This window comes from Roseibium aestuarii, assembly GCF_008477545.1.
Classification (GTDB): Bacteria; Pseudomonadota; Alphaproteobacteria; order Rhizobiales; family Stappiaceae; genus Roseibium; species Roseibium aestuarii.
Window position 1 is genome coordinate 808,058 of record NZ_VORA01000002.1, and the last position, 23,194, is coordinate 831,251.

Below are 23,194 nucleotides of genomic sequence, written 5' to 3' on the forward strand. Positions count from 1 at the left end.
CTTGAGTAACTTAGGGAGGAATAGCATGCTCAAGACCTTGATGAAGACCCTGCTGCTGGCCAGCACGCTCGCCGTGTCCGGCATGGCGGCACATGCAGCGGACATCACCCTTCGCGCCACGGCGAATTCGAACGAGAACGACGAGGACTACGACGGCCTGGTGGTCTTCAAGAACTACGTCGAGAACGCCTCCAACGGCGCCATTGCCGTGGAACTGTTCATCGGCACCCAGCTCTGCGCAACGGGTGAGGAATGCCTGCAGGGTGTCGCCGGAGGAAGCATCGACATCTATATCTCCACCTCGGGTGGGGCCGCCGGCATCTTCCCCTACATCCAGGTTCTGGATCTGCCCTATCTGATGAGCGACGACCGGGTGGCCGAGGAAGTGCTGAAGGGTGACTTCACCCGCGAATTGCGCGCCAAGGCCCTGGCCGACAGCGACAACAAGATCCGCCTCATGACCATCGGCAACACCGGCGGCTGGCGCAACTACGCCAACACTTCGAAGACCATCAAGTCGCCAGGTGATCTAAAGGGCCTGAAGATGCGCACCGTGCCGGCCGCCCTGCCGCAGCAGGTGGCGACCGCCGTGGGGGCCGCACCGACGCCCGTGCCGTGGCCCGAGCTCTTCACCGCCCTGCAGACCGGCGTGGTGGAAGGCACCGCGAACGGCATCACCGACATCATGAACATGAAGTTCACCGATGCCGGCCTGAAGTACCTGACCCTCGACGGTCACAGCTACATGGGCGCCTTCTGGTGGATGTCCGAGGACACGTTCCAGGGGCTGAGCGAAGATCAGCGCAAGATCGTCGTCGACGGCTTCGCCGCTCTCCAGCAGGCCACCTTCGCCTCTCCGAAGCGCAAGGAAATCGCTGCCTATCAGGAATTCCTGAAGGCCGGTGGCGAGATCTACGTGCCGACGCCTGAGGAAAAGGCCGTCTTCAAGGACGCCGTTGCGCCGGTCTTCGACTGGTTCAAGACCGAAGTGCCCGGTGGCACCGAAGTCTTCGACATGTTCAACGCAGCCGTCGCCTCCGCCCAGGAAGCCGTGGATGCGGAACGCGCAGCCGACCTGAAGTAAGCGTCAGCCCGCTTTCAAGGCAGACACACGAAAGCCGCCGGCACCCACCGGCGGCTTTCTCTTTTTTCGACGTCGCGCGAGCCCGTCTAGCGCGGCTCGTCCATCAGTCCCTTGACGATGGCGTAGCAGGTCATCAGCAGCACGATGGTGAAGGGGAAGCCGGTGGAGACGGCCATGGCCTGCAAGGCCCCGAGCCCGCCCCCGAGCAGCAGGGCAATCGCCACCAGTCCTTCGAATGTGCACCAGAAGACCCGCTGCGGCAGCGGCGCATCCACCTTGCCGCCCGCGGTGATGGTGTCGATCACCAGCGAGCCGGAATCCGACGACGTCACGAAGAACACGATCACCAGAACGATGCCGACAAAGGACGTGATCCCGCTCAACGGCAGATGCTGCAGCATCAGGAAGAGCTTCAGTTCCAGCGCCGCATCCGCCACATCGGTGATGCCTTCGTCCACCATCTGCTCGATGGCCGTTCCACCGAAGACGCTCATCCAGACCACGCAGACGAGAGAGGGGATCAGCAGCACGCAAATGATGAACTCGCGCACCGTACGGCCCCGGCTGACCCGGGCGATGAACATGCCCACGAAGGGCGACCAGGAGATCCACCAGGCCCAGTAGAAGGCGGTCCAGCCCTGACTGAAATTCGCGTCCTCACGTCCGAGCGGATTGGACAGGGCCGGCAGATACTCTCCATAGGCGACAAGACTGTCGAAGAGACCGCTCAGGATCGCCGCCGTCGGACCCACCGCCACCACGAAGACGAGCAGCAGCGCCGCGAGACCCATGTTGATCTCGGAGAGCACCTTCACACCACCGTCGAGCCCGCGCAGCACCGAGAACAGCGCAATGCCGGTGATGCCCGAGATCAGCAGAACCCGCGAGACCTCGTTGTTGGGAAGGCCGAAGAGATATTCGAGGCCCGCATTGGCCTGCTCCGCACCGAAGCCGAGCGAGGTCGCCAGACCGAACAGCGTCGCGAAGACCGCAAGGATATCGACCACATGACCCGGCCAGCCCCAGATCCGCTCGCCGAAGATCGGATAGAACACGGACCGCATGGTGAGCGGCAGACCCTTGTTGTAGGAGAACAGGGCAAGCGCCAGGGCCACGACCGCATAGATCGCCCAGGGGTGCAGACCCCAGTGGAAGATGGTCGCCGCCATGCCCAGCCGGGCGGCCCCCTGGGGATCACCCTCCGCACCGCCGAGCGGCGCCCAGTCGGCCCGCACAGAGCCGTCAGCGGACACGCCACCGAGCGCGGAATTGAAGTGGGAGATCGGCTCGCTGACCCCGAAGAACATCAGGCCGATGCCCATGCCGGCTGCAAACAGCATGGCAAACCAGCCGACGTAACCGTAATCCGGCGTCGCGTCGCGCCCGCCGATGCGCACCCGCGCCAGCGGCGTGAAGATCAGCACCACGCAGAAGATCACGAAGATGTTGGCGGAGCCCAGGAAGAACCAGTCCAGATTGGACGTCAGCCAGTCGCGCAATCCGTTGAACACGGCACCCGCCTGATCCTGAAGCGCCAGGGTCAGAACGACGAAGATGACGATCGACAGACCGGAGATGAGAAAGACCGGATTGTGCACGTCGAAGTCGATCGGCCCGACGGAGGACTCGATGTTGTCCTGTCCGAGCTCATACTCGGTATCGATGGGGGATGCTGCGCCCTCCGGCTCGGGAATGCCGCTGACGGAAGTGTCCATGCTCATGGGGTGCCTTTTTTCTTGCCTCAGATTTTTGCGGGGAACCTCCGGCACCGCGACATCCCTGCTGCAGAATTGCCGGATCGCAGCCACATGTGTGGCATTCCCCAAACGCAAACCCTCCGAAACACCCATGAGTTCCGAATTTTCTGAACAAAAACGGGCGATGCCGTCGCCGGCACCGCCCCTTTTCATCGAAAATCAGCGTGTGAACGCTGGATCAGTCCAGATCGCTCGCGTCATGGCGTTCCGCCAGCTGTTCGCTTTCCTCGCCGAACACCCGGTTGACCCGGCGGCCGCGAATGACGGCGGGACGGGCGTCGATCTGCTTGGCCCAGCGCTGCACGTTTTCATATTCATGCACGCCCAGGAACTCGGCCGCATTGTACTGGCGCCCGAGGGCCAGGTTGCCGTACCAGGGCCAGATCGCCATGTCGGCGATGGTATATTCGGAGCCGGCGATGAACTCGTTCTCGGCAAGCTGCTTGTCCAGCACATCGAGCTGGCGCTTGGTTTCCATCGCAAAGCGGTTGATCGGATACTCGAACTTCTCCGGCGCATAGGCGTAGAAATGGCCGAAGCCGCCGCCGAGATAAGGCGCAGAGCCCATCTGCCAGAACAGCCAGTTCAGGGCCTCGGTCCGCGCCGGCCCGTCCTTGGCCAGGAAGGCGCCGAACTTCTCGGCCAGATGCAGCAGGATGGAGCCGCTCTCGAACACCCGCACCGGGGTCTCGCCGGAACGGTCCATGAGGGCCGGGATCTTGGAGTTCGGGTTCACGTCGACGAACCCGCTGCCGAACTGGTCGCCATCGCCGATCCGGATCAGCCAGGCGTCATATTCCGCGCCCGCATGACCGGCAGCCAGCAGCTCCTCGAACATGATGGTGACCTTCTGGCCATTCGGCGTGGCCAGGGAATAGAGCTGGAACGGATGCTTGCCAACCGGCAGCTCCTTGTCATGGGTCGCGCCGGACACCGGACGGTTGATGCTGGCGAACTGGCCCCCGCTCGGGGCCTCCCACGTCCAGACCTTGGGCGGAATGTAGCTGCTGCTGTCACTCATGAGAAAAACGTCCTCTCGGGGGAAACGGAGGCCTTCCAGAGCCTGTGAAACCCGGCCCGGAAAACGGAATGAACGGTCCAGATATGAGGGGAAGACCGAACCGATTCAATGGCCGAAATTGAAAAAGACCGCGCCCGGCAGCTCGCGGACGCGGTCTTTTCGTTCACAATGGCGTGCGAGGACCGTCAGGCCTTCACCACCTTCTGCGTCTGGGTGCCGAGCTTGTCGATGCCAAGCTTCATCACTTCGCCGCCCTTCAGATAGACCGGCGGATTCTGGCCCATGCCGACGCCCGGAGGGGTGCCGGTGGAGATCACGTCGCCCGGCTGCAGGCTCATGAAGCGGGACAGATAAGACACCAGGAAGGGCACCTTGTAGACCATGGTGGCCGAGGTGCCGTCCTGATAGCGCTTGCCGTCGACTTCAAGCCACATGGCCAGATCGTCGTAGTTGCCGACCTCGTCCTTGGTCACGAGCCAGGGACCCAGCGGACCGAACGTGTCGCAGCCCTTGCCCTTGTCCCAGGTGCCGGAACGCTCGATCTGGTATTCACGCTCGGAGACGTCGTTGATGACGCAGAAGCCGGCCACATGGTCCATCGCGTCCGCTTCCTCGATGTAGCGGCCGCCCTTGCCGATCACGACGCCGAGCTCGACTTCCCAGTCGGTCTTGGTGGAGCCGCGCGGGATCTCGACATTGTCATCCGGACCGACGATGGCCGACGTCCACTTGTTGAAGACCACCGGCTCCGGGGGCACGGCCATGCCGGATTCCGCAGCGTGGTCGGAGTAGTTGAGCCCGATGCAGACGAACTTGCCGACCGCGCCCACGCACGGCCCGAGCCGCAGATCTTCCTGGGGCGTGCCGCTGACGACCGGCAGGCTGGACACGTCGAGGCCGGCGAGCTTGGCAAGGGTTTCCGGCTGCAGGGCAGCGCCTGCAATGTCGCTCACATGGGCCGACAGGTCACGCACCTGACCCGCATCATCCAGAAGGCCGGGCTTTTCCTGTCCCGGGGCGCCATACCGCAGCAATTTCATGAAATCTCTTCCCTGTGATGAGGGCCCGGCGTGCTCCGCCGGGCCCATTGGATCCGCTGACGGGACCCCGTGTCGGATCAGTCGTAAAGAACGGCGGCGATCTTCGGATCGTCGATGTTCGAGTTGTCGTAGTAGTAGAAGCCCGTGTCAATGTGCGAGGGCACCTGCTTGCCCTGAGCAGCTTCCACGGCGGCCTTCACCGTCTCGTAGCCGATGCCGACCGGGTTCTGGGTGATCGCGCCGGCCATCAGACCGGAGCGGATGGCGTCCTTCTGGGCCTTGCCACTGTCGTAGCCGATGATCACTAGATCCTTCGTGCCCATCTCGCTCACGCCATTGACCACGCCGATGGCGGAGCCTTCGTTGGTGCCGAAGATGCCCTTCAGATCCGGGTTGGCGGTGAGGATCGCCTTGGTCACTTCGGTGGACTTCAGATGGTCACCGCCGCCGTACTGCACGGTCACGACCTCGATGTTCGGATATTTCGCCTGGATCTGGTTCAGGAACCCGTCCCGACGGTCGATACCCGTGCGGCTGGTCTGGTCGTGGGCGACCACGGCCACCTTGCCCGCTCCGCCGATCAGCTCGGCCATCTTGTCGGCGGCCAGCGCCGCCGCAGCAGCATTGTCGGTGGAGGCGGTGGCAAGCGGAATGTCGCTGTCCACGCCGCTGTCGAAGGCGATCACCGGAATGCCGGCTTCCTTGGCCTGCTTCAGCAGCGGAATGGCGGCCTGGCTGTCGAGAGCGGCAAAGCCGATCGCGGTCGGCTTCTTCGCGAGGGCTGCCGACAGCATGTCGATCTGGCGGTCGACCATGGTCTCATTGTCCGGACCTTCGAAGGTGATGGTCACGCCCAGGTCGGCAGCGGCCTGATCGGCGCCGGCCTTCACCGCCTGCCAGAACTGGTGCTGGAAGCCCTTGGAGATCAGCGGAACATAGGTATCCGCCGCCATGGCCACGGTTCCGGACAGCATCAGCCCGAGAGCGGTGGTCGCACCGAGTAGTCCACGTCTTGTAAGCATATTCCTCTCCTTTGGATCTTGCCCGCTTATCCGGGATGTTGCCGGGGCCTTTTTCCGCCCTCTTCTTGATTGAAACCGTTGGCTCCTCACGCCTTCTTCTTGCGCATCATGTCCGCATAGACCGCGAGGATGATGATCGCGCCGGTCACCACCGTCTGCCACTCCTGGGCGACGGAGAGCACGCGCAGACCGTTGGTGAGAACCGCCATGATCAGGGCGCCGATCAGGGTGCCGAGCACCGTGCCCCGCCCGCCGGAGAGCGAGGTTCCCCCGATCACCACGGCGGCGATCGCTTCCAGCTCGTATCCGAGCCCCAGCGCCGGCTGGGCGGAGTTCAGGCGCGACGCGATCAGGAGACCCGCAATGCCGCAGATGCCGCCGGCCAGCGCATAGACGGCCATCTTCCACCGGTCCGTGTTCACACCCGACAGGCGCACGGCCTCTTCATTCGACCCGAGCGCGAAAGTGTAGCGGCCCAGCACCGTACGGCCGAGGATGTAGGAGGCGGCTGCCGCCACGAGGAAGAGGATCAGCACGCCGTTGGGAATGGGCAGCGCCGGAATGAGGTCGCCGATCAGCGAGCCGCGCGAGATCTGGTCGAAGCCGGGCGTGTCGTTGAAATAGATCGGCCGGGTGCCGGAAATCACCAGGGACAGGCCCTTGAGGATCAGCATCATTCCGAGCGTCGCGATGAACGGCGGGATCTTCATCTTGGCAATGAAGGTGCCCGAGCACAGACCGCACAGGGCGCCGGTGCCGACGGCGGCAAGGATGCCCAGCGGCAGCGGCATGCCGAGGTTCGTCAGGACAATGCCGGCGATGACCGCGCAGAAGGTCATGAGCGTGCCCACCGACAGGTCGATGCCGCCGGTGATGATGACCAGCGTTGCCGCGACCGCAAGAACCCCGTTGACCGAAGTCGCCTGCAGGATGGCGATCATGTTGGAGGTCTGCATGAAGTTGGGCGAGGCAATCGAGAACCCGACGAGCAGCAGGATTAGGCTGGCGAAGGCCAGCAGCTTCTGATGGGCGCCGGTGTCGATCAGACGGCTGAAGATCGACGGGGCGGGGGTGGTGCGTGCAAGGCTCATGCGTCTGCTCCCTCAGGCTGCATCACGGGCGCCCTCAGGGTCGCCAGATGCATGATGTCTTCTTGTGTTGTTTCGGCTCCGCCGGGCAGAATTCCGGTCAGCCGCCCTTCGCACATCACGGCAATACGATGGCTCAGGCGCATGACCTCGGGCAACTCGGAGGAAATGACGATGATCGCCCGGCCTTCCGCTGCCAGCTGCTTCAGGAGCTTGTAGATTTCCGACTTGGCGCCGATATCGATGCCGCGGGTCGGCTCGTCGAAGATCAGGATGTCACAGTCCCGGTAGAGCCACTTGGCGATGACGACCTTCTGCTGGTTGCCCCCCGAAAGCAGCCGAACCTCCTGGGTGTCCGACGGGGTGCGGATGCCGAGCTTCTCGATGTAGCCCCGCGCCGTGTCCCGCATGGCGCTCTCATCCAGCACCCCGGTGCGCCCGGAAAACCGGTCGAGACTGGCCAGCGCGATGTTGTTGCGCACGTCCATGCCTGTCGCCAGACCGAAATGCTTCCGGTCCTCCGAGAGATAGCCGATGCCCGCCTTCACCGCGTCCGAGGGCGAGGCAATGGCGCAGGGACGTCCATGCACCTTGATCTCGCCGCTCTCGCGGGGATCCGCGCCGAAGATGGCCCGGGCCACTTCCGTGCGCCCGGCCCCCATCAGACCGGCAAAGCCCAGGATCTCGCCCTTGCGGACAGAGAAGCTGACATCCCGGATCTCGCGGCCCCGGTTGAGACCCTCGACCTCGAGCAGGACATCCGCCTGCGACAGGTCGGGGATGTCCACTACGTCGTTGGTCAGTTCGCGGCCGACCATCATGGAAATGATGGTCGAGATCGGCGTGTCCGCCGCCTCGACGGTGCCCACATAGGATCCGTCACGCATCACGGTCACCCGGTCGGCGATCCGCTTCAGTTCGTCCATCTTGTGGGAGATGTAGATGATGCCGACCCCATCCGCCTTGAGCCGGCGGATGATGGTGAAGAGCTCGGCGATTTCCGCGTCATTCAGCGCAGCGGTCGGCTCGTCCATGATCAGGATGCGCGACCGGTGCGACAGGGCCTTGGCGATCTCCACCATCTGCTGGCGGGCGATTGTCAGCTCACCGACGATCGTCTTCGGGTCGAGATGCAGGTTCATGGAGGCGAAGATTTCCGCCGCCTTCCGGTTGAGGGCGGCTTCGTCCAGACGGCCGAAGCGCAGGCGCGGCTCGCGGCCGATGAAGATGTTCTGCGCCACGGTCAGATCATTCATCAGACTCAGTTCCTGATGAATGATGCCGATGCCGAGTTTCTGGGCGGCCTTGGGTCCGTCCAGCTCGACGGCCTCGCCGTGGATCTCCATCACCCCGTCGTCCTTGGGATAGATCCCGGAGAGGATCTTCATCAGGGTCGACTTGCCCGCGCCATTCTCGCCCATCAGGGCGTGAACCTCACCGCTGCGCAGATCGAAGCTGACGCTGCGCAGCGCATGCACGCCGGGAAAGCGCTTCTCGATCCCGGCCATCCGGACCAGATCTGTCATGATGTGCAGTCCTCCCAAACCGCAGACGGCGAACCGCCCCAAAAATGTCGGCCGCGCAGGCCTAGATCGTCACGCCGCCATCGACCAGAAGAGCCTGGCCGGACACGAAGCGGCTCTCGTCGGAGAGCAGGTAGACGACCATCGGCGTCATGTCGTCGACGGTGGCCAGACGTCCCATGGGCTGGCGGGCGATGAAGGCCTTTTCGGCAGCGACCGGATCGGCCGCGGAGGCGATGCGTCCGCGAAGGGACGGCGTGTCGACCGTGCCGGGGCAAAGCGCATTGCAGCGCAAGCCCTGCGCCACGAAATCGGCCGCAACCCCCTTGGTCAGCCCGATCACCGCCGCCTTGGTCGCCCCGTAGGCGGTGCGCATGGGGAAGCCCTTGATGGAGGATGCCATGGACGCCATGTTCAGAATCGAGGCTGTTCCGGCGGCCTCCGCCCGGCGCAGCATCCCGGGCAGGAAGGCCTGGCTCATTCGGAACATGGAGGTCACGTTCAGGTCGAAGGAAAAGGCCCAGTCCTCTTCGGAAATGTCGAGCACCGTGCCGTTGTGGACGAAGCCCGCACAGTTGAAGAGCCCGTCCAGATCCGGCAGGTCTGCGGCCAGCGCATCGATGGCTCCGCGGTCCCGCACGTCCAGCCGGCGCACCTCGATGCCGGCCTGCTCCTCCGGCAGGGTGGCAAGCGTTTCCTCATTGATGTCGACGGCGATGACCTTCGCCCCCTCCCGCGCACAGGCAATGGCACTGGCCCGGCCGATCCCCTGCCCTGCGGCAGAGACCAGAATGGTCTTTCCTTCCAAACGCACCCGATATCCTCCCGATGCCGCCCTTCCCCGAGGGCGCTAGTCATTCCTGTGTGACGACAGCCGCGGCTACATCACCGCGCCGATCTGCCAGGGCACGAATTCCACCCCGCCGTAGCCCAGTTCCTCGCTCATGGATTTCTCGCCCGACGCCACCGCGATGATCCGTTCGAAGATCTCGCGGCCCTTCTCCTCCAGGCTCACACCTTCGGAGATGACATCGCCGCAATTGATGTCCATGTCCTCGGACATGCGGCTGTACATCTCGGTGTTGGTGGCCAGCTTGATGCAGGGGGTCGGCATGTAGCCCGACACGGAGCCGCGACCGGTGGTGAAGACGATGATGTTCGCCCCCGATGCGATCTGGCCCGTCACCGAGCACGGGTCGAAGCCCGGGCTGTCCATGAAGACGAAGCCCTTCTTGGTGATCGGCTCTGCAAACTTGTAGACATCCACCAGCGGCGCGGATCCGCCCTTGGCGGCAGCCCCCAGCGACTTTTCCAGAATGGTGGTCAGGCCGCCGCGCTTGTTGCCGGGCGAGGGATTGTTGTCCATCTCGCCGCCGTTGCGCGCCGTATAGTCTTCCCACCAGCGCACGCGCTCGATGAGCTTTTCACCCACATCAACGGAGACCGCCCGGCGGGTCAGCAGATGCTCGGCGCCATAGATCTCGGAGGTCTCCGACAGGATCGTCGTGCCACCGTGGCGCACGAGCAGATCCGAGGCCACGCCCAGCGCCGGGTTGGCGGTGATGCCGGAATAGCCATCAGACCCGCCGCACTGCATGCCCACCATGATGTGGGAGACCGGAGCCGGAGCGCGTGTTGCCTGATTGGCGATCTCGCAGAGTTCGCGCAGCTCTTTCAGCCCCGCCTCGATGGTCTTGCGGGTGCCGCCGGTCTGCTGGATGGTCATGTAGCGCAGGTCACCGCCCGGGCGCATCTTCCGGTCGCCGATCAGGTCGGCAATCTGCATGACCTCGCAGCCCAGACCGATCAGCAGGATGGCGGCGAAATTCGGATGCTGGGCATAGCCTGACAGGGTTCGGAACAGGGTGGCGTAACCCTCGTCCTTGCCGGACATGCCGCATCCGGTGCCATGGACAATGGGCACCACGCCATCCACATTCGGATATTCATCCAGCAGTCCGGACTTCTGAGCCGCTTCCGCAATGAACTTGGCCACAGAACCGGAGCAGTTCACTGAAGTCAGGATGCCGATGTAATTGCGCGTCCCCACCTTGCCGGTCGGGCGATGGTAGCCGAGGAACGTGCGCTCCTCTTCCGCCGGCGCCAGCGGAATGCTGGCCTCCGCGTGGCCGTAATCCTGGGTGTGTTCGCCCATGCCCAGGTTCTGGACATGAACATGTTCCCCGGCCGCGATGTCGCGGGTGGCCTGACCGATGATCTGGCCGTAGCGAATGACCTTCTCGCCGGTCGCGATCGGACGGCGGGCGATCTTGTGACCGCGCATCACCTTCGCCGGCAGGGCAACCTCCACATGGGGGATATGGTCGCCGGCTTCCAGATCGGCCAATGCGATGACGATCGTGTCGTCTGCGTGCAGCAGAATTGATTTTGCGTGTGTCTTCAACACGAAAACGCTCCCTCCCGGCCGTGGAAACCGGCCGCCTCGACCCAACGACTAGCTTGACACCAACACGATGTCAACTAACATGTTAGCATTCAAATCTGGAAGAAACATGCCGTCAGCCCCATCCCCCACGCCGGACACGACCCTCGCGCCCACCGCGACCGAAGCCCCCGATCAGGCCGATCTGGGGGTCGAGCTGCCTGACATCGGCAAGCTGTCCGGCTCCCTTGCCCAGCGCGTCTATGACAGCCTGCGCACGGCGATCCTCTCCATGCAGCTGCCGCCGGGAACCATGCTGCGCAAGCAGGTGATCTGCGCCCAGCTGGGGGTCTCCCGCTCGCCGGTGAGCGAGGCCATCACTCGCCTGGCGGTCGAAGGTCTGGTGGAAGTCATTCCCCAGTCCGGCTCGCGGGTCACCAAGTTCTCCATGGCCGAGATCCGGGAAGGAGCCTTCCTGCGCGAGGCGGTGGAGCTGGCCGCCGTCGCCAAGGTGGCCACCGACCGGACCGAGGAGCAACTGGCGGAACTCACCCGCAACCTGCGGCTTCAGGCGCTCTATCTGGAAGACAACGACTACGACGGCTTCTACCGGGAGGATGAGCGCATGCATGACATGATCCTCGCCTTCACCGGCTTCCCGAAGATCCAGACGCTCGCGACCACCGGCTGGGTTCAGGTCAACCGCGCCCGGCAGATGCTGCTGCCGCTGGAGGACCGCGCCCACGGCGCCTACGAGGAACACCGGCCCATCATCGACGCCATCCGCGACCGGGATGCGGAGGCCGCCCGCGCCGCCATGCAGCGCCATCTCAACAAGCTGGTGGAGCGGCTGGAACCGCTCGCAGTCCAGCGCCCCGACCTCTTCGACTGATCCGAAAGACTGCCGCAGACATGCGGACATATGCCCCTGGGAGGAGACGCATATGACGACCCTTGGAACGCGCCTGCTCAACCGGCGCACGGCCCGCGAGATCCATCTCACCGAGATGGGTTTCGGCGGCGCGCCGCTCGGCAATCTCTATCGCAAGGTAGAGGAAGAAGACGCCCAGGCGACCCTTCAGGCGGCCTATGACGCGGGCATCCGCTATTTCGACACGGCGCCGCAATATGGCCTCGGCCGATCGGAGGAGCGCTTTTCCCGCGCCATCGCCCGCTTCGGCCGCGACACGATCGAACTGTCCACCAAGATCGGCCGGCTACTGCTCGACTGCGAGCCCCATGAGGTGACGCCGGAAGCCTTCGTCGACGTGCCGCAGAAGCGCATCGTCTTCGACTACAGCTACGACGGGGTCATGCGGTCCTATGAAGCAAGCCGCCAACGTCTCGGCGTCGCCAATGCAGACATCCTGCTGATCCACGACGTCTGCGCCTTCTCGCAAGGGTCCCGGGAGGCCTCGGAGGCCCGCGTCCGCGAGCTCTTCGACCGGGGCGGATACCGGGCCCTGACCGAGCTGCGCGCCGCCGGCGAAATCACTGCAATCGGCGCCGGTGTCAACGAGTGGCAGGTGTGTCAGAAGTTGCTGGAACTCGCCGATTTCGACTGCTTCCTCTTGGCCGGCCGCTACACCCTTCTGGAACAGGAGGCGCTAGAGACCTTCCTGCCCCTGTGCGAGACGCGGGACGTGGGTATCATCCTCGGCGGCCCCTACAACTCCGGCATCCTGGCGACCGGCGCCGTCCCGGGTGCCAAATACAACTACGCCCCGGCCCCCGAGGACGTGCTCGACCGGGTGCGTCGCATCGAAGCGCTCTGCGCCGATCACGGCGTGCGCCTGATTGCCGCCGCCCTGCAATTCGTCCTTGGCCACCCGAGCGTCAAGACGGTCGTGCCCGGTGCAGTCAGCCCGGCAGAGGTTGAGGCCAACATCCGCCTGCTGAAGACACCGATCCCGGACGGTTTCTGGTCGGACCTGCGCGCAAGCGGCCTGATCCGCCCGGATGCACCGCTTCCCCTCGACGCCAACCGGGAGACCGCCTCATGCTCCGCGGCCTGAACCCCCTTCTTTCGCCCGATCTCCTTCACACCCTCGCCTCCATGGGCCACGGCGACGAGATCGTCATTGCGGATGCGAATTTTCCCGGCACCAGCAGCGCTCGCCGGCTCATCCGCATGGACGGGGTCTCCGCCACCGACGTGCTGCGGGCCGTGCTCGAGATCATGCCCCTGGACACTTTCGTCCCCGATCCCGCCCTCACCATGCAGGTTGTCGACGATCCGGAGGCGATTCCTGATGTCGTTGCCCGTTTCCAGCAGATCATCGAGACGACAGCCGACTATCCGGCAACGGTCACAGGGCTCGAACGTCATGCTTTCTATGACCGGGCACGTGCCGCCTTCGCCGTGATCCAGACCGGCGAAACCCGGCTCTATGGCAACATCATCGTCAAGAAGGGAGTGGTGGCCCCGTGACCGTTTCCCCTCCCCGCATCGACGCCCATCAGCACTTCTGGGCCGTGGAGCGCGGCGACTATGGCTGGCTCACGCCCGATCTTGCGCCGCTCTACCGGGACTTCCTGCCCGCCGACCTGAAGCCCCACCTCAACCGCCACGAGATCGACGGGACCATCCTCGTCCAGGCGGCTCCCACCGTCGCGGAGACCCGCTTCCTGCTCGAATTGGCAGACCGCACTCCATCTGTCCGCGGCGTTGTCGGCTGGGCAGATTTCGCGGCACCAGACGCCCCTGACCGGATTGCCGGGCTCGCGGCGCACCCGCGCCTCGTGGGGCTGCGGCCGATGATCCAGGACATTGCCGATGACGACTGGATGCTGCGTCCCGATCTGGATCCGGCCTTCCGGGCGCTCGTCGCCCATGACCTCACCTTCGACGCCCTCACCCTGCCCCGTCATCTGGACCGGCTGCTCACCCTGCTCGGGCGCTATCCGGATCTGCGCACGGTCATCGACCACGGCTCCAAGCCCCGGATCCGGGATCGGGACTTTGAGGATTGGGCCGCTTCCATGTCCCGTCTGGCACAAGAGACCTCGGCTTTCTGCAAGCTGTCCGGGCTCGTGACGGAGGCCGCCGAGGCATGGACCACCGACGACCTGCGCCCCTATACCGACCATCTTCTGACGAGCTTCGGGCCCGGCCGGCTGATCTGGGGCAGTGACTGGCCGGTCTGCACCCTCGGCGCCTCCTACGACCGCTGGGTCGAGACCACGGAAACGCTTCTGGCGGATCTCGGCGACGCCGACCGCGCCGCCATCATGGGCGGCAACGCCCTCACCGCCTATGGCCTGGCCACATCGGCCTATTCGACATAATCAAACGGGCGTCCTGTCGAGCGCTTCAGCCGATAGCTCGACGGACTGGCCCCGATATACTGCCGGAACATGCGACTGAAGAAATAGGGGTCCGAGTATCCGAGCTCGGCCGCGGTCTCCTTCACTGTCTGCCCCTTGCCGAGCCGGTGGACGGCATATTCCATTTTCTTCAGCTCAAGGTATTTCTGCGGCGTGAAGCCGATGCGCTCCCGGAAGGCCCGGCGGAAATAGTCGGCATTGTAGGGCACCTCGGCCATGACCCGCTCCAGCACCTGCCTGTCCAGCGGATCGCTGGACAGGTGAGACGCCGCCAGCATGATCTGCAGCGAGAGCTGGTCTTGGCTCCCCAGAAGCGCTTCCTCCGACTGCCACCCCTCGAAAGCCACCTGCAGATAGGCCAGAAGGAACAGCATGAACTGGTGATGCTGCGCCAGAGTGGTCGCACTCGCCCCTGCGCCGGAGCGATGGATGATCGCCAGCGGTTCCAGCGCCGGCCAGTCGGGAAGGCGGGCGACGCGTCGGAGGCGCATCTGCGAGAGCAGATCCGTGCGCCCGAAGAGTTCAAGCGAGAAATGCTGCGCAAAGCCTGTATAGTTTTCAGGCGTGTCGGCGATGACCCCGCGAAACCGCTCGCCCCGACGGATCAGGAAGGCCTCGCCAGCCCGCACCTCGAACGCCTCCTGCCCGATCCGGTAGCTGCCGCCCCCGGACAGACAGACCACAAGATCGTGGACCGGATTGATCTTGTCGATCCGCCACGCCGGTCCGTGCTGCATGCGGATGGGCGTGCGGGCGAGCCAAAGGGCCAGAGCCTGGGGAGGCACATCCGAAAGTGGCCCAGGCAGAAGGGAATGTTCGTTTTTCTCCATTCTTTTCTTTTAATCCGTTCATTTCCCGGCTGACAACTCCTGCATATGGTAGGCCAGTCAGTGCGGGCCGGAGGACAATCCGCGCGACCAAGGGAGGAAATGGCTGGTCTTTTTGACGGCTCGGGCTGGAGGAGCCTGGTCCGCCAAGCAGGGCGGCTGCACCATTTCATGAAATATTTCGAACACCAAATCCGCTGCATACCCCCTGCCATCCGGACCTGCGCGTCCTGCGAGAGGGCGATGGTCATCACCGCCGCTTCGAACGAGACCGGGGGCGTCTGATGGGCGGCGACAACCGATTTCTCGGGCTGGCCTATGTGACGCCCTATCTGGTGGGGCTCCTGTTCTTCACGGCCTTTCCCTTCGCGGCAAGCTTCTACCTGAGCTTCACCAACTACGACCTGCTGTCGACCCCCGACTGGGTCGGACTGCGCAACTATGAAAAGCTCCTGACCCGCGACCGAACCTTCGACAAGTCCCTGAGCGTCACCCTGCTCTATGTCGCCATGACGGTCCCGCTGAAACTCGGCTTTGCGCTTCTTGTCGCGGTCATCCTCAATTACCGCCTTAGGGCGATCAACCTGTTCCGCACCGCCTATTATGTGCCCTCGATATTGGGCGGCTCGGTCGCGATCGCAGTCCTGTGGCGCTACATCTTCGCCCATAACGGCCTGGTCAATCTCGGTCTGACCTCCCTGGGCCTGGAGCCGGTAAACTGGTTCGGCGACCCGCAGAACGCGCTCTTCACACTGACCCTGCTGCGGTGCTGGCAATTCGGCTCGGCCATGGTCATCTTCCTGGCCGCGCTGCAATCCGTCGACAAGAGCCTTTACGAGGCCGCGACCATTGATGGCGCGAACCGCTGGCACGTGTTCCGCTACATCACCCTGCCGTTAATCACCCCCGTGATCTTCTTCAACCTGATCATGCAGACGGTGCAGGCCTTTCAGGAGTTCAACGGGCCCTACATCATCACCAATGGCGGACCGCTGAAGTCGACCTATCTCCTGCCCCTCTACATCTATGACAAGGCCTTCAAGAGCTTCGACATGGGTTACGCCTCGGCCATCGCCTGGGTGCTCTTCGCCATCATCATGACCCTGACCCTCATCGCCTTCTGGTCGTCGAAGAAGTGGGTCTATTACGCCGGCGACAGGAGGAGCTGAGCCATGACCTCCGCAAGCGAACACCTCACCAAGCCGCTCATGACCAGCACCGAGCCTGCGACCACGATGGAGCTGAAGCTGCGGCGCAGAGCCCGCATCTCAAGCCTCTTCCGATATGCGGTTCTGGCCGCCTTCGGACTGCTGATGCTCTACCCGCTCATCTGGCTGATCGGCGCGTCCTTCAAGACCAATGCGGAAATCTTTGCCAGCCCCTCGTTCTGGCCCAAGGAACCGACCCTGGACGGCTACATCAATGGCTGGAAGACCTCCACGCCCTACACCTTCGGGCATTTCATCTGGAACACCCTGGTGATCATCATCCCGAAGGTCATCGGCACCGCCGTCTCCTGCACGCTCGTTGCCTATGGCTTTGCCCGCTTCGAGTTTCCCGGCAAGAAGATCCTGTTCATGACAGTGATCGCGACGCTGCTGCTGCCCAATGTGGTGACCCGCATACCGCAATATCTTCTTTTTCGGGACATTGGCTGGCTGGACAGCTTCCTGCCCCTCTGGGTGCCGTCGGCGCTGGCGGGCGATGCGTTCTTCGTCTTCATGCTGATCCAGTTCCTGCGCGCCATCCCGCGCGACATGGAGGAGGCGGCACGGGTCGACGGGGCCAACACGCTCCAGACCCTGATCTACATCGTCGTCCCCATGCTGATGCCGGCCATCATCTCGGTTTGCCTCTTCCAGTTCATGTGGACGATGAACGACTTCCTGGGCCCTCTGATCTACATCTCGTCGGTCGAGAACTACCCGGTCAGCCTCGCGCTAAAGCTCTCCATCGACACCACGGAAGCCTTCGACTGGAACCAGATCCTCGCCATGTCGGTGCTGGCCCTCGCCCCCTCGCTGACCGTCTTTTTCCTGGCCCAGAAATACTTCATCGAAGGCATCTCCACCGGAGGAGTGAAAGGCTGATGGCCGAGCTTCAGTTACGATCTGTCGAAAAGACCTATGGCGGCGGCTTCAAGGCCGTGCATGGCATCAACCTCGATGTGGCCGAAGGTGAATTCATGGTGCTCGTCGGCCCTTCCGGCTGCGCCAAGTCCACCACCCTGCGGATGATTGCGGGCCTTGAAACCATCACCGGCGGCGAGATCCGCATCGGCGGCAAGGTGGTCAATGACGTGGTGCCCGGCAAGCGCGGCATCTCGATGGTCTTCCAGAACTACGCGCTCTACCCGCACATGAAGGTCCGCTCCAATCTGGCCTTCGGCCTGCGACTGCGGCGGCGCCCGAAGGACGAGATCGACAGCGCCACCACGGATGTGTCGGGAACCCTCGAGATCGGCGAACTTCTGGACCGTTTGCCCAAGCAACTGTCCGGCGGCCAGGCCCAGCGGGTCGCGGTCGGACGCGCGCTGATCAAGCAGCCCGACGTCTTCCTCTTCGACGAACCCCTGTCGAACCTTGATGCCAAGCTGCGCGCTTCCATGCGGGTGCGGATCACCGACCTGCACAAGCGGCTGAAAGCCGAAGGACGGCCGGCGACAGTGGTCTATGTCACCCACGACCAGACCGAGGCCATGACCATGGGCGACAGGATCTGCGTCATGAAGGACGGCCGCATCATGCAGGTCGCCGATCCGCTGACCCTCTACGAGCGCCCCGCCAACGCCTTTGTCGCAGGCTTCATCGGAATGCCCGAGATGAACCTGGTGGAGGGCACCCTCACAATGGACACACAGCCGCACCTGACCTTCGGCGATCAGACCATTGCGATCAAGGACGGTCTGGCGGAGCGCCTCGCGACCCCGCAGGGCAAGATACGCATCGGCATTCGCCCGCAGCATCTCGACGTGGTTCCCGACGGAACACCCGGCAGCCTGCGGGGCACCGTCACCACGGCCGAATATCTGGGCCACGAGATCCACATCCATCTGAAAGTCGGATCCCTGCCGCTTGTGGCAGTGGCCCTGACCGAGCGACTGAGCGCGATGCCCCGGCGCGGCGACACGCTCAGCCTCAAGCCGCAAGGTCCGCGCATCCACCTTTTCGACTGGCAGACGGAGGAGAATGTCTCGCTGGCCGACACCGGAAATTGACTGTCTAGGGAGGACAACATGACGAAGTGGAAGAGCCTTTTGGGTGCCGTTCTTGCATCGACCTCACTCGCAACTGCGGCCGGCGCCGCAGAACTGCGCATGAGCTGGTGGGGGGGCGACAGCCGGCACACAGCAACCCAGGAAGCCCTGAAGGTCTGTGGCGACAAGCATGGCCACGTGATCAAGCCGGAGTTCACCGGCTGGGCCGGACACCTGGAAAAGGTGACGACGCAGATCGCCGGCGGCACCGAAGCCGACATCATGCAGATCAACTGGCCCTGGCTGCCCCTCTTCTCGGCCAACGGCGAAGGCTTCGCCGATCTGAACACGCTGTCCGGCACCATCGACCTGAGCAACTGGACCGATGCGGAGCTGGCAACAACCTCGATCAACGGCAAGCTCAACGGCCTTCCGCTATCCACCACCGGCCGGGTGTTCTTCTTCAACAAGACCACCTTCGACAAGGCTGGCGCCGCATTGCCCACCACCTGGGACGAGCTTTTTGGCGCTGCGGCCCAGATCCGCGAGAAACTTGGGACCGACTACTATCCTCTGAACGCGGTTGATGAAACCGCAGCTCTCCTGGTGTCCCTCTACACCACCCAGATCTCGGGCAAGGACCTCATCGATCCAAACAGCCTCACCGTCGCCTGGAGCCAGGAAGAGCTCGCCAGAGGCATCGCCTTCTATGGCGAGATGATGAAGGCTGGTGTCGTCATGGACAGGGAGACGGCCAACGCAGCCGGCAATGTCCGTCTCTATGAGAAGCCCGAATGGGCGGACGGTCACATCGCCGGCTCCTACGAATGGGATTCAACCTTCTTCAAGTTCTCCGATCCGCTGAAGGAAGGCGAGGTCCTCGTGCCGGTCAAGCTGCTGCAGAATGCCGATGCGGTGGCTGAAGGCGTCTACCGCAAGCCCTCCATGATGTTCTCCGTCTCGAAGAACTCGCAGAACAAGGAAGCGGCCGCCCAGATCCTGAATTGCCTGCTCAACGAGAAGGAAGGCATCGAGATCCTTGGCAGCACCCGCGGCCTGCCGGCGTCCAAGGCGGCAGCCGATCAGCTCAAGGCCGCAGGCGCAATCGAGCCCGCCCTGGCCGAAGCCAACGCGATCGTCATGGCCGGAACCGGCCCGAACGTTTCGCCCCTCAACGAACATCCGGAGGTCCGGAGCATCTTCCTCGACACCCTCGAAGCCTATGCCTATGGCCAAATGGACGCGGAAACCGCGGCCCAGGACATCATCGAAGGCATCAACGAGGCCATCGAGGAATACCGCTCCTGATCTCGAACTGCGGTGGCCGCCCCCAGAAACGGCCACCGCTCTTTCCCGCATCTTTCCCGCCGAGGCCATTAAGGTCATGACCCGTCTCATCCTGAAAACCGTGACGAGCCGCACGGCCGCCATCCTCCTGCTGCCGGAGGGCACGCGCTATCATCTGGGCGCTCCCCTTTCCTGGAAGCTCTTCCGGATGGACACCCTGACCCCCGTGCGCTCCGGACAGACCGCGAAGGCGCCGCTGTTTCTCGAGCACCTGGATCCGGACACCGAATACCGGCTTTCCGCCGACGGCGAGGACCTCCGCTTCCGCACGGCCCGCTGCGCCGGGCTGGTCCATGCCACAGCCTTCGGTGTGTCGCCCCTGGCGCAGGACAATTGCGAGGCGCTCTCCCGCGCCATCGAGGCCGTGCCTCCGGGCGGCACCTTGGTTCTGCCGGAGGGCACCTTCCTGACCCGCCCGCTCTTTCTGCGGCCCTCGCTCACCCTCTGGATTCCGGCGGGCACGACCTTGCGGGCCGTTCCGGACCGGGAAGCCTGGCCCATCCTGCCATCCCATGACCCCACCGGTCGTGTGCTGGGCACCTGGGAAGGTCTCCCCGAGGCCAGCCACGCCGCGCTCCTGACCGGCATCGATTGCCACGATCTTTCAATCACGGGAGCAGGCACCGTGGATGGCGGAGGCGCACATGGGGACTGGTGGTCCTGGCCCAAGGAGACCCGCAACGGCGCCAGACGCGCCCGAACGCTGTTCCTCGCCCATTGCGAGCAGGTCTCCCTGTCGGGCCTCACCGTGACGAACTCCCCGTCCTGGACAATCCATCCGTTCCATTGCCGGGGCCTCAAGGCGAGCGCCCTGACCATCCTCAACCCGGCCGACAGCCCCAATACGGACGGGTTCAACCCGGAAAGCTGCCGGGACGTAGACATGAGCGGGATCCACTTTTCCGTCGGCGATGACTGCATTGCCATCAAGTCCGGAAAGCGCGGCCCGGGCCAACTCGACCATCTGGCGCCGACCGAGAGGCTCACGATTGCTCACTGCCTGATGGAGCGCGGTCACGGCGCCGTTGTGCTCGGATCAGAAATGAGCGGCGACATCCGGGATGTGACCGTGAGCGCCTGCGAGTTCTCCCATACCGACCGCGGCGTGCGCCTGAAGACGCGGCGCGGCCGCGGGGGAACGGTGGAACGGATCCGCGTCGAGGATGTGATCATGGACCACGTGGATACGGCCCTCGCCATCAACGCGTTCTATTTCTGTGACGCAGACGGCCGGTCCAAAGCCATTCAGTCACGAACGCCCGCGCCAGTCGACCACACCACTCCCCGGATCCGAAACGTGACACTCGAACGGATCACAGCGACCAATGTGCGCCTTGCCGGCATCGCGGCTCTCGGACTTCCGGAAGCACCAGTCACCGGCATCGTCGTGAGAGCAATGACGATCGGGTTTGACCCGCAGGCCATGGCGGAGATCCCGCTGATGGCAGACCAGGTCCCCGAGCTTCGCCACCGCCTTCTCTACTGCGACTTCGCCGAGATCGATGATCGTGGCCTCACTCAATGCGACCAGGAGGCACCCGCGTGCTGACCGCATTCTTCGACGTCTATGCCACACGTTATCAACCCTACAAGCGCGGGCACTGGTGCTACGAGGACGGATGCCTCTATCGCGGTCTCGAGCTCCTTCACCTGGCCACCGGAGAGGAGCGCTGGCTCGACCATCTGCTGCGCCTGATCACGCCCCAAATCCGGAGGGGTTCCGACGGCACCGTGTCTCTCGCAGGCTATGATCCGAGCGAATACAACATCGACAACATCTTGTCCGGACGGGCCCTTCTTTACTTGGCAAAGGTCACGGGCGATCCGCTCTATCTCGAAGCTGCCGCCCTGCTGGCCAGCCAGTTGCGAACCCATCCGCGCACCCGATCCGGCGTTTACTGGCACAAGCTGCGCTACCCGTGGCAGATCTGGCTCGATGGCCTCTACATGGCTGCCCCGTTCCAGGTGGGCTACGGCATGACCACCAACTCTCCCGGCCTGATTGAAGACAGTCTCTCCCAGCTGTCGACGGCGCTCTCCCAGTCTTTCGTCCCCGCAACCGGCCTCTACGCCCACGCGACCGACGAAGCTGGAATGCAGCCCTGGGCCCTCGCCGGAGGCGGCCACTCGCGGGCGCATTGGGCCCGTGCCCTTGGCTGGCTCGCCATGTGCCTCGTCGATGTTGCCGCACTTGTCGGCCCCGAACGCTTTGCCCCCCTGCAAGACGCGACGATCCGCCTGATGCGCAAGCTCATGGACTTGCGACAGCCCTCAGGCCTTTGGCTTCAGGTGATAGACCAGCCGCAGCTCTCCGGAAACTTCGAGGAAACCTCGGCCTCCGCAATGCTTGTCTATGCCTTGCTGCAGGCAAACAAGCTCGACCTCTGCCCAGGCTTTGGCGAGGCCGAAGCCAACCGCTTGCTTCGAGACCTGTGTCTCGGCAGCCTCGCCCGAGGGGCGGACGGCACCCTGCAGATGGCCCGGATCTGCGAGGTGGCAGGGCTGGGACGCTATCAGGACCGCTACCGTGACGGTTCGGCCGAATATTACGTCAGCGAGCGCGTCGTCGCCGATGACATCAAGGGCGTCGGCCCGCTCATGATGGCTGTCGCGTGCGGCAAATCCATCCCGCAGATCGTCGAACGCGACATCGCCCCCATGCAGGGGGAGACCGCCTGAGAGACTTGAGCCGGGAAGGCTGCTGCACGCGGTCGGCGCCGTTCCCTTCGCGCTGCACGATTGACAAGACCGGGCAAATCCCGCCAAGGACTGTCCGGTCCAGTCACCGGTTTGCCGGAGTGCTCGCAGTTCATGTCGCCTGCTTCAGAAGATCCCGCGCTTGTCCCGCCCCATCCGCTGGATGTGCTCGAGCCGCGCCGCCCCGTCGATCTGGTGATCTTCGATTGCGACGGCGTCCTCATCGACAGCGAGATCATCAGCGCCCGCGTTCTGCTCGGCGAACTTGCTGCCCGCGGTGCATCGGTCGACTATGCCTATTTCAAGGCCCATTTCCTTGGCCGCAGCTTTCCCAAGGTGGTGGAAGCGGTGCGGCGCGATTTCGGCCTTCGCCTTGAGCCGGACTTCGAGGAAGACTATCGCGGCAAGCTTCTGGCCACCTTCGACCGGGAGCTGAAGCCGGTGGAGGGGATCGTCGAGGTCCTGACCCGGCTGGCGCCACGCTCCTGTGTCGCCACCAGCAGCACCCCGCGCCGCGCCGCCCATTCCCTCAAGGTGACGGGCCTCGCATCCTACTTCGGCGACCGTGTCTTCACGGCCTCGGAGGTCGCGAACGGCAAGCCCGCGCCCGATCTCTTCCTTCATGCGGCCGCTCGCTGCGGCGTGTCCCCGGAGGCCTGTCTGGTGATCGAGGACAGCCTGCCCGGACTGACCGCTGCCCGCGCCGCCCAGATGCAGGTGCTGCATTTCGTCGGCGCGAGCCACCTGGGACCGGAAGACGCCCGGACCCAGGGCCTGACACCCCCGGTGCCATTTTTTGACACATGGGCCCGGTTTTTTGCTATGGGCCGTGGACTGGACATCGAGACCCCTTCTTCGCTGGATCAAGGCTGACACCCGCGC

Annotated in this window: 21 protein-coding genes; 12 read left to right on the forward strand and 9 right to left on the reverse strand. The window is 64.0% G+C overall.

Annotation, left to right across the window (positions count from 1 at the left end; genetic code table 11):
• Nucleotides 1-25 precede the first annotated feature (25 nt).
• On the forward strand, nt 26-1,084 hold the full coding sequence (locus FR728_RS12215; RefSeq protein ID WP_149892925.1) for a TRAP transporter substrate-binding protein: 1,059 nt from the start codon (nt 26-28) through the stop codon (nt 1,082-1,084).
• A gap of 86 nt (nt 1,085-1,170) precedes the next feature.
• Here the strand turns inward: FR728_RS12215 and FR728_RS12220 are convergent, their stop codons facing one another.
• The 8 genes from FR728_RS12220 to FR728_RS12255 form a co-directional block, all read right to left on the reverse strand.
• Nucleotides 1,171-2,805, reverse strand: a complete 1,635-nt coding sequence (locus tag FR728_RS12220; RefSeq protein ID WP_149892926.1) for a BCCT family transporter — start codon at nt 2,803-2,805, stop codon at nt 1,171-1,173.
• Between the two features lie 214 nt (nt 2,806-3,019).
• Nucleotides 3,020-3,862 (reverse strand): glutathione-dependent disulfide-bond oxidoreductase, encoded by an 843-nt coding sequence (gene yghU, locus FR728_RS12225; RefSeq protein ID WP_149892927.1) that lies wholly within the window; start codon nt 3,860-3,862, stop codon nt 3,020-3,022.
• A 185-nt stretch (nt 3,863-4,047) separates the two neighbouring features.
• Nucleotides 4,048-4,902: a fumarylacetoacetate hydrolase family protein gene (locus FR728_RS12230; protein ID WP_149892928.1), complete on the reverse strand. Its 855-nt coding sequence runs from the start codon at nt 4,900-4,902 to the stop codon at nt 4,048-4,050.
• A gap of 77 nt (nt 4,903-4,979) precedes the next feature.
• Nucleotides 4,980-5,924 (reverse strand): ABC transporter substrate-binding protein, encoded by a 945-nt coding sequence (locus FR728_RS12235; protein WP_149892929.1) that lies wholly within the window; start codon nt 5,922-5,924, stop codon nt 4,980-4,982.
• 86 nt (nt 5,925-6,010) lie between these two features.
• A complete protein-coding gene (locus tag FR728_RS12240; protein ID WP_149892930.1) occupies nt 6,011-7,015 on the reverse strand; it encodes an ABC transporter permease in 1,005 nt (334 codons plus the stop codon).
• Nucleotides 7,012-8,538, reverse strand: coding sequence for a sugar ABC transporter ATP-binding protein (locus FR728_RS12245; protein ID WP_149892931.1), 1,527 nt, complete (start codon nt 8,536-8,538; stop codon nt 7,012-7,014). Before FR728_RS12245 ends, FR728_RS12240 begins: the two co-directional genes overlap by 4 nt.
• Before the next feature lie 61 nt (nt 8,539-8,599).
• Complete coding sequence (locus FR728_RS12250; protein WP_149892932.1) at nt 8,600-9,349, reverse strand: SDR family oxidoreductase; 750 nt, start codon at nt 9,347-9,349, stop codon at nt 8,600-8,602.
• A gap of 66 nt (nt 9,350-9,415) precedes the next feature.
• Nucleotides 9,416-10,942 carry a UxaA family hydrolase gene (locus tag FR728_RS12255; RefSeq protein ID WP_149892933.1) on the reverse strand — a complete coding sequence of 509 codons (1,527 nt, stop codon included), beginning with the start codon at nt 10,940-10,942 and terminating at the stop codon, nt 9,416-9,418.
• A 106-nt stretch (nt 10,943-11,048) separates the two neighbouring features.
• Between FR728_RS12255 and FR728_RS12260 the strand changes: the two genes are divergently transcribed.
• Genes FR728_RS12260 through FR728_RS12275 form a run of 4 tightly spaced genes read left to right on the forward strand, consistent with a single transcriptional unit; the run spans nt 11,049 to nt 14,206 of the window.
• Nucleotides 11,049-11,810: a GntR family transcriptional regulator gene (locus tag FR728_RS12260; RefSeq protein WP_149892934.1), complete on the forward strand. Its 762-nt coding sequence runs from the start codon at nt 11,049-11,051 to the stop codon at nt 11,808-11,810.
• Nucleotides 11,811-11,862: 52 nt separating this feature from the next.
• Nucleotides 11,863-12,933 carry an aldo/keto reductase gene (locus FR728_RS12265; RefSeq protein WP_149892935.1) on the forward strand — a complete coding sequence of 357 codons (1,071 nt, stop codon included), beginning with the start codon at nt 11,863-11,865 and terminating at the stop codon, nt 12,931-12,933.
• Nucleotides 12,918-13,349: an RbsD/FucU family protein gene (locus tag FR728_RS12270; protein WP_149892936.1), complete on the forward strand. Its 432-nt coding sequence runs from the start codon at nt 12,918-12,920 to the stop codon at nt 13,347-13,349. Before FR728_RS12265 ends, FR728_RS12270 begins: the two co-directional genes overlap by 16 nt.
• Nucleotides 13,346-14,206 carry an amidohydrolase family protein gene (locus FR728_RS12275; RefSeq protein ID WP_149892937.1) on the forward strand — a complete coding sequence of 287 codons (861 nt, stop codon included), beginning with the start codon at nt 13,346-13,348 and terminating at the stop codon, nt 14,204-14,206. The genes FR728_RS12270 and FR728_RS12275 overlap by 4 nt, the downstream gene beginning before the upstream one ends.
• On the opposite strand, the gene FR728_RS12280 is transcribed toward FR728_RS12275, so the two are convergent.
• Nucleotides 14,194-15,075, reverse strand: coding sequence for a helix-turn-helix domain-containing protein (locus FR728_RS12280; protein ID WP_149892938.1), 882 nt, complete (start codon nt 15,073-15,075; stop codon nt 14,194-14,196). The two genes, FR728_RS12275 and FR728_RS12280, sit on opposite strands and share 13 nt — an antisense overlap.
• A gap of 281 nt (nt 15,076-15,356) precedes the next feature.
• Here FR728_RS12280 and FR728_RS12285 point away from each other — a divergent pair, with 281 nt between their 5' ends.
• The 7 genes from FR728_RS12285 (at nt 15,357) to FR728_RS12315 (ending at nt 23,185) form a co-directional block, all read left to right on the forward strand.
• A complete protein-coding gene (locus tag FR728_RS12285) occupies nt 15,357-16,241 on the forward strand; it encodes a carbohydrate ABC transporter permease (protein WP_149892939.1) in 885 nt (294 codons plus the stop codon).
• A gap of 66 nt (nt 16,242-16,307) precedes the next feature.
• The gene (locus tag FR728_RS12290) at nt 16,308-17,162 is read left to right on the forward strand and encodes a carbohydrate ABC transporter permease (RefSeq protein WP_377176027.1); all 855 of its coding nucleotides are present in this window, start codon (nt 16,308-16,310) and stop codon (nt 17,160-17,162) included.
• Complete coding sequence (locus FR728_RS12295; protein ID WP_149892940.1) at nt 17,162-18,289, forward strand: ABC transporter ATP-binding protein; 1,128 nt, start codon at nt 17,162-17,164, stop codon at nt 18,287-18,289. Before FR728_RS12290 ends, FR728_RS12295 begins: the two co-directional genes overlap by 1 nt.
• Nucleotides 18,290-18,307: 18 nt before the next feature.
• Nucleotides 18,308-19,576 carry an ABC transporter substrate-binding protein gene (locus FR728_RS12300; RefSeq protein ID WP_149892941.1) on the forward strand — a complete coding sequence of 423 codons (1,269 nt, stop codon included), beginning with the start codon at nt 18,308-18,310 and terminating at the stop codon, nt 19,574-19,576.
• A 76-nt stretch (nt 19,577-19,652) separates the two neighbouring features.
• Complete coding sequence (gene pglA, locus FR728_RS12305; protein ID WP_149892942.1) at nt 19,653-21,164, forward strand: polygalacturonase PglA; 1,512 nt, start codon at nt 19,653-19,655, stop codon at nt 21,162-21,164.
• Nucleotides 21,158-22,294 carry a glycoside hydrolase family 88/105 protein gene (locus tag FR728_RS12310; RefSeq protein WP_244304574.1) on the forward strand — a complete coding sequence of 379 codons (1,137 nt, stop codon included), beginning with the start codon at nt 21,158-21,160 and terminating at the stop codon, nt 22,292-22,294. The genes pglA and FR728_RS12310 overlap by 7 nt, the downstream gene beginning before the upstream one ends.
• Nucleotides 22,295-22,426: 132 nt before the next feature.
• On the forward strand, nt 22,427-23,185 hold the full coding sequence (locus FR728_RS12315; RefSeq protein WP_149892944.1) for an HAD family hydrolase: 759 nt from the start codon (nt 22,427-22,429) through the stop codon (nt 23,183-23,185).
• Nucleotides 23,186-23,194 lie beyond the last annotated feature (9 nt).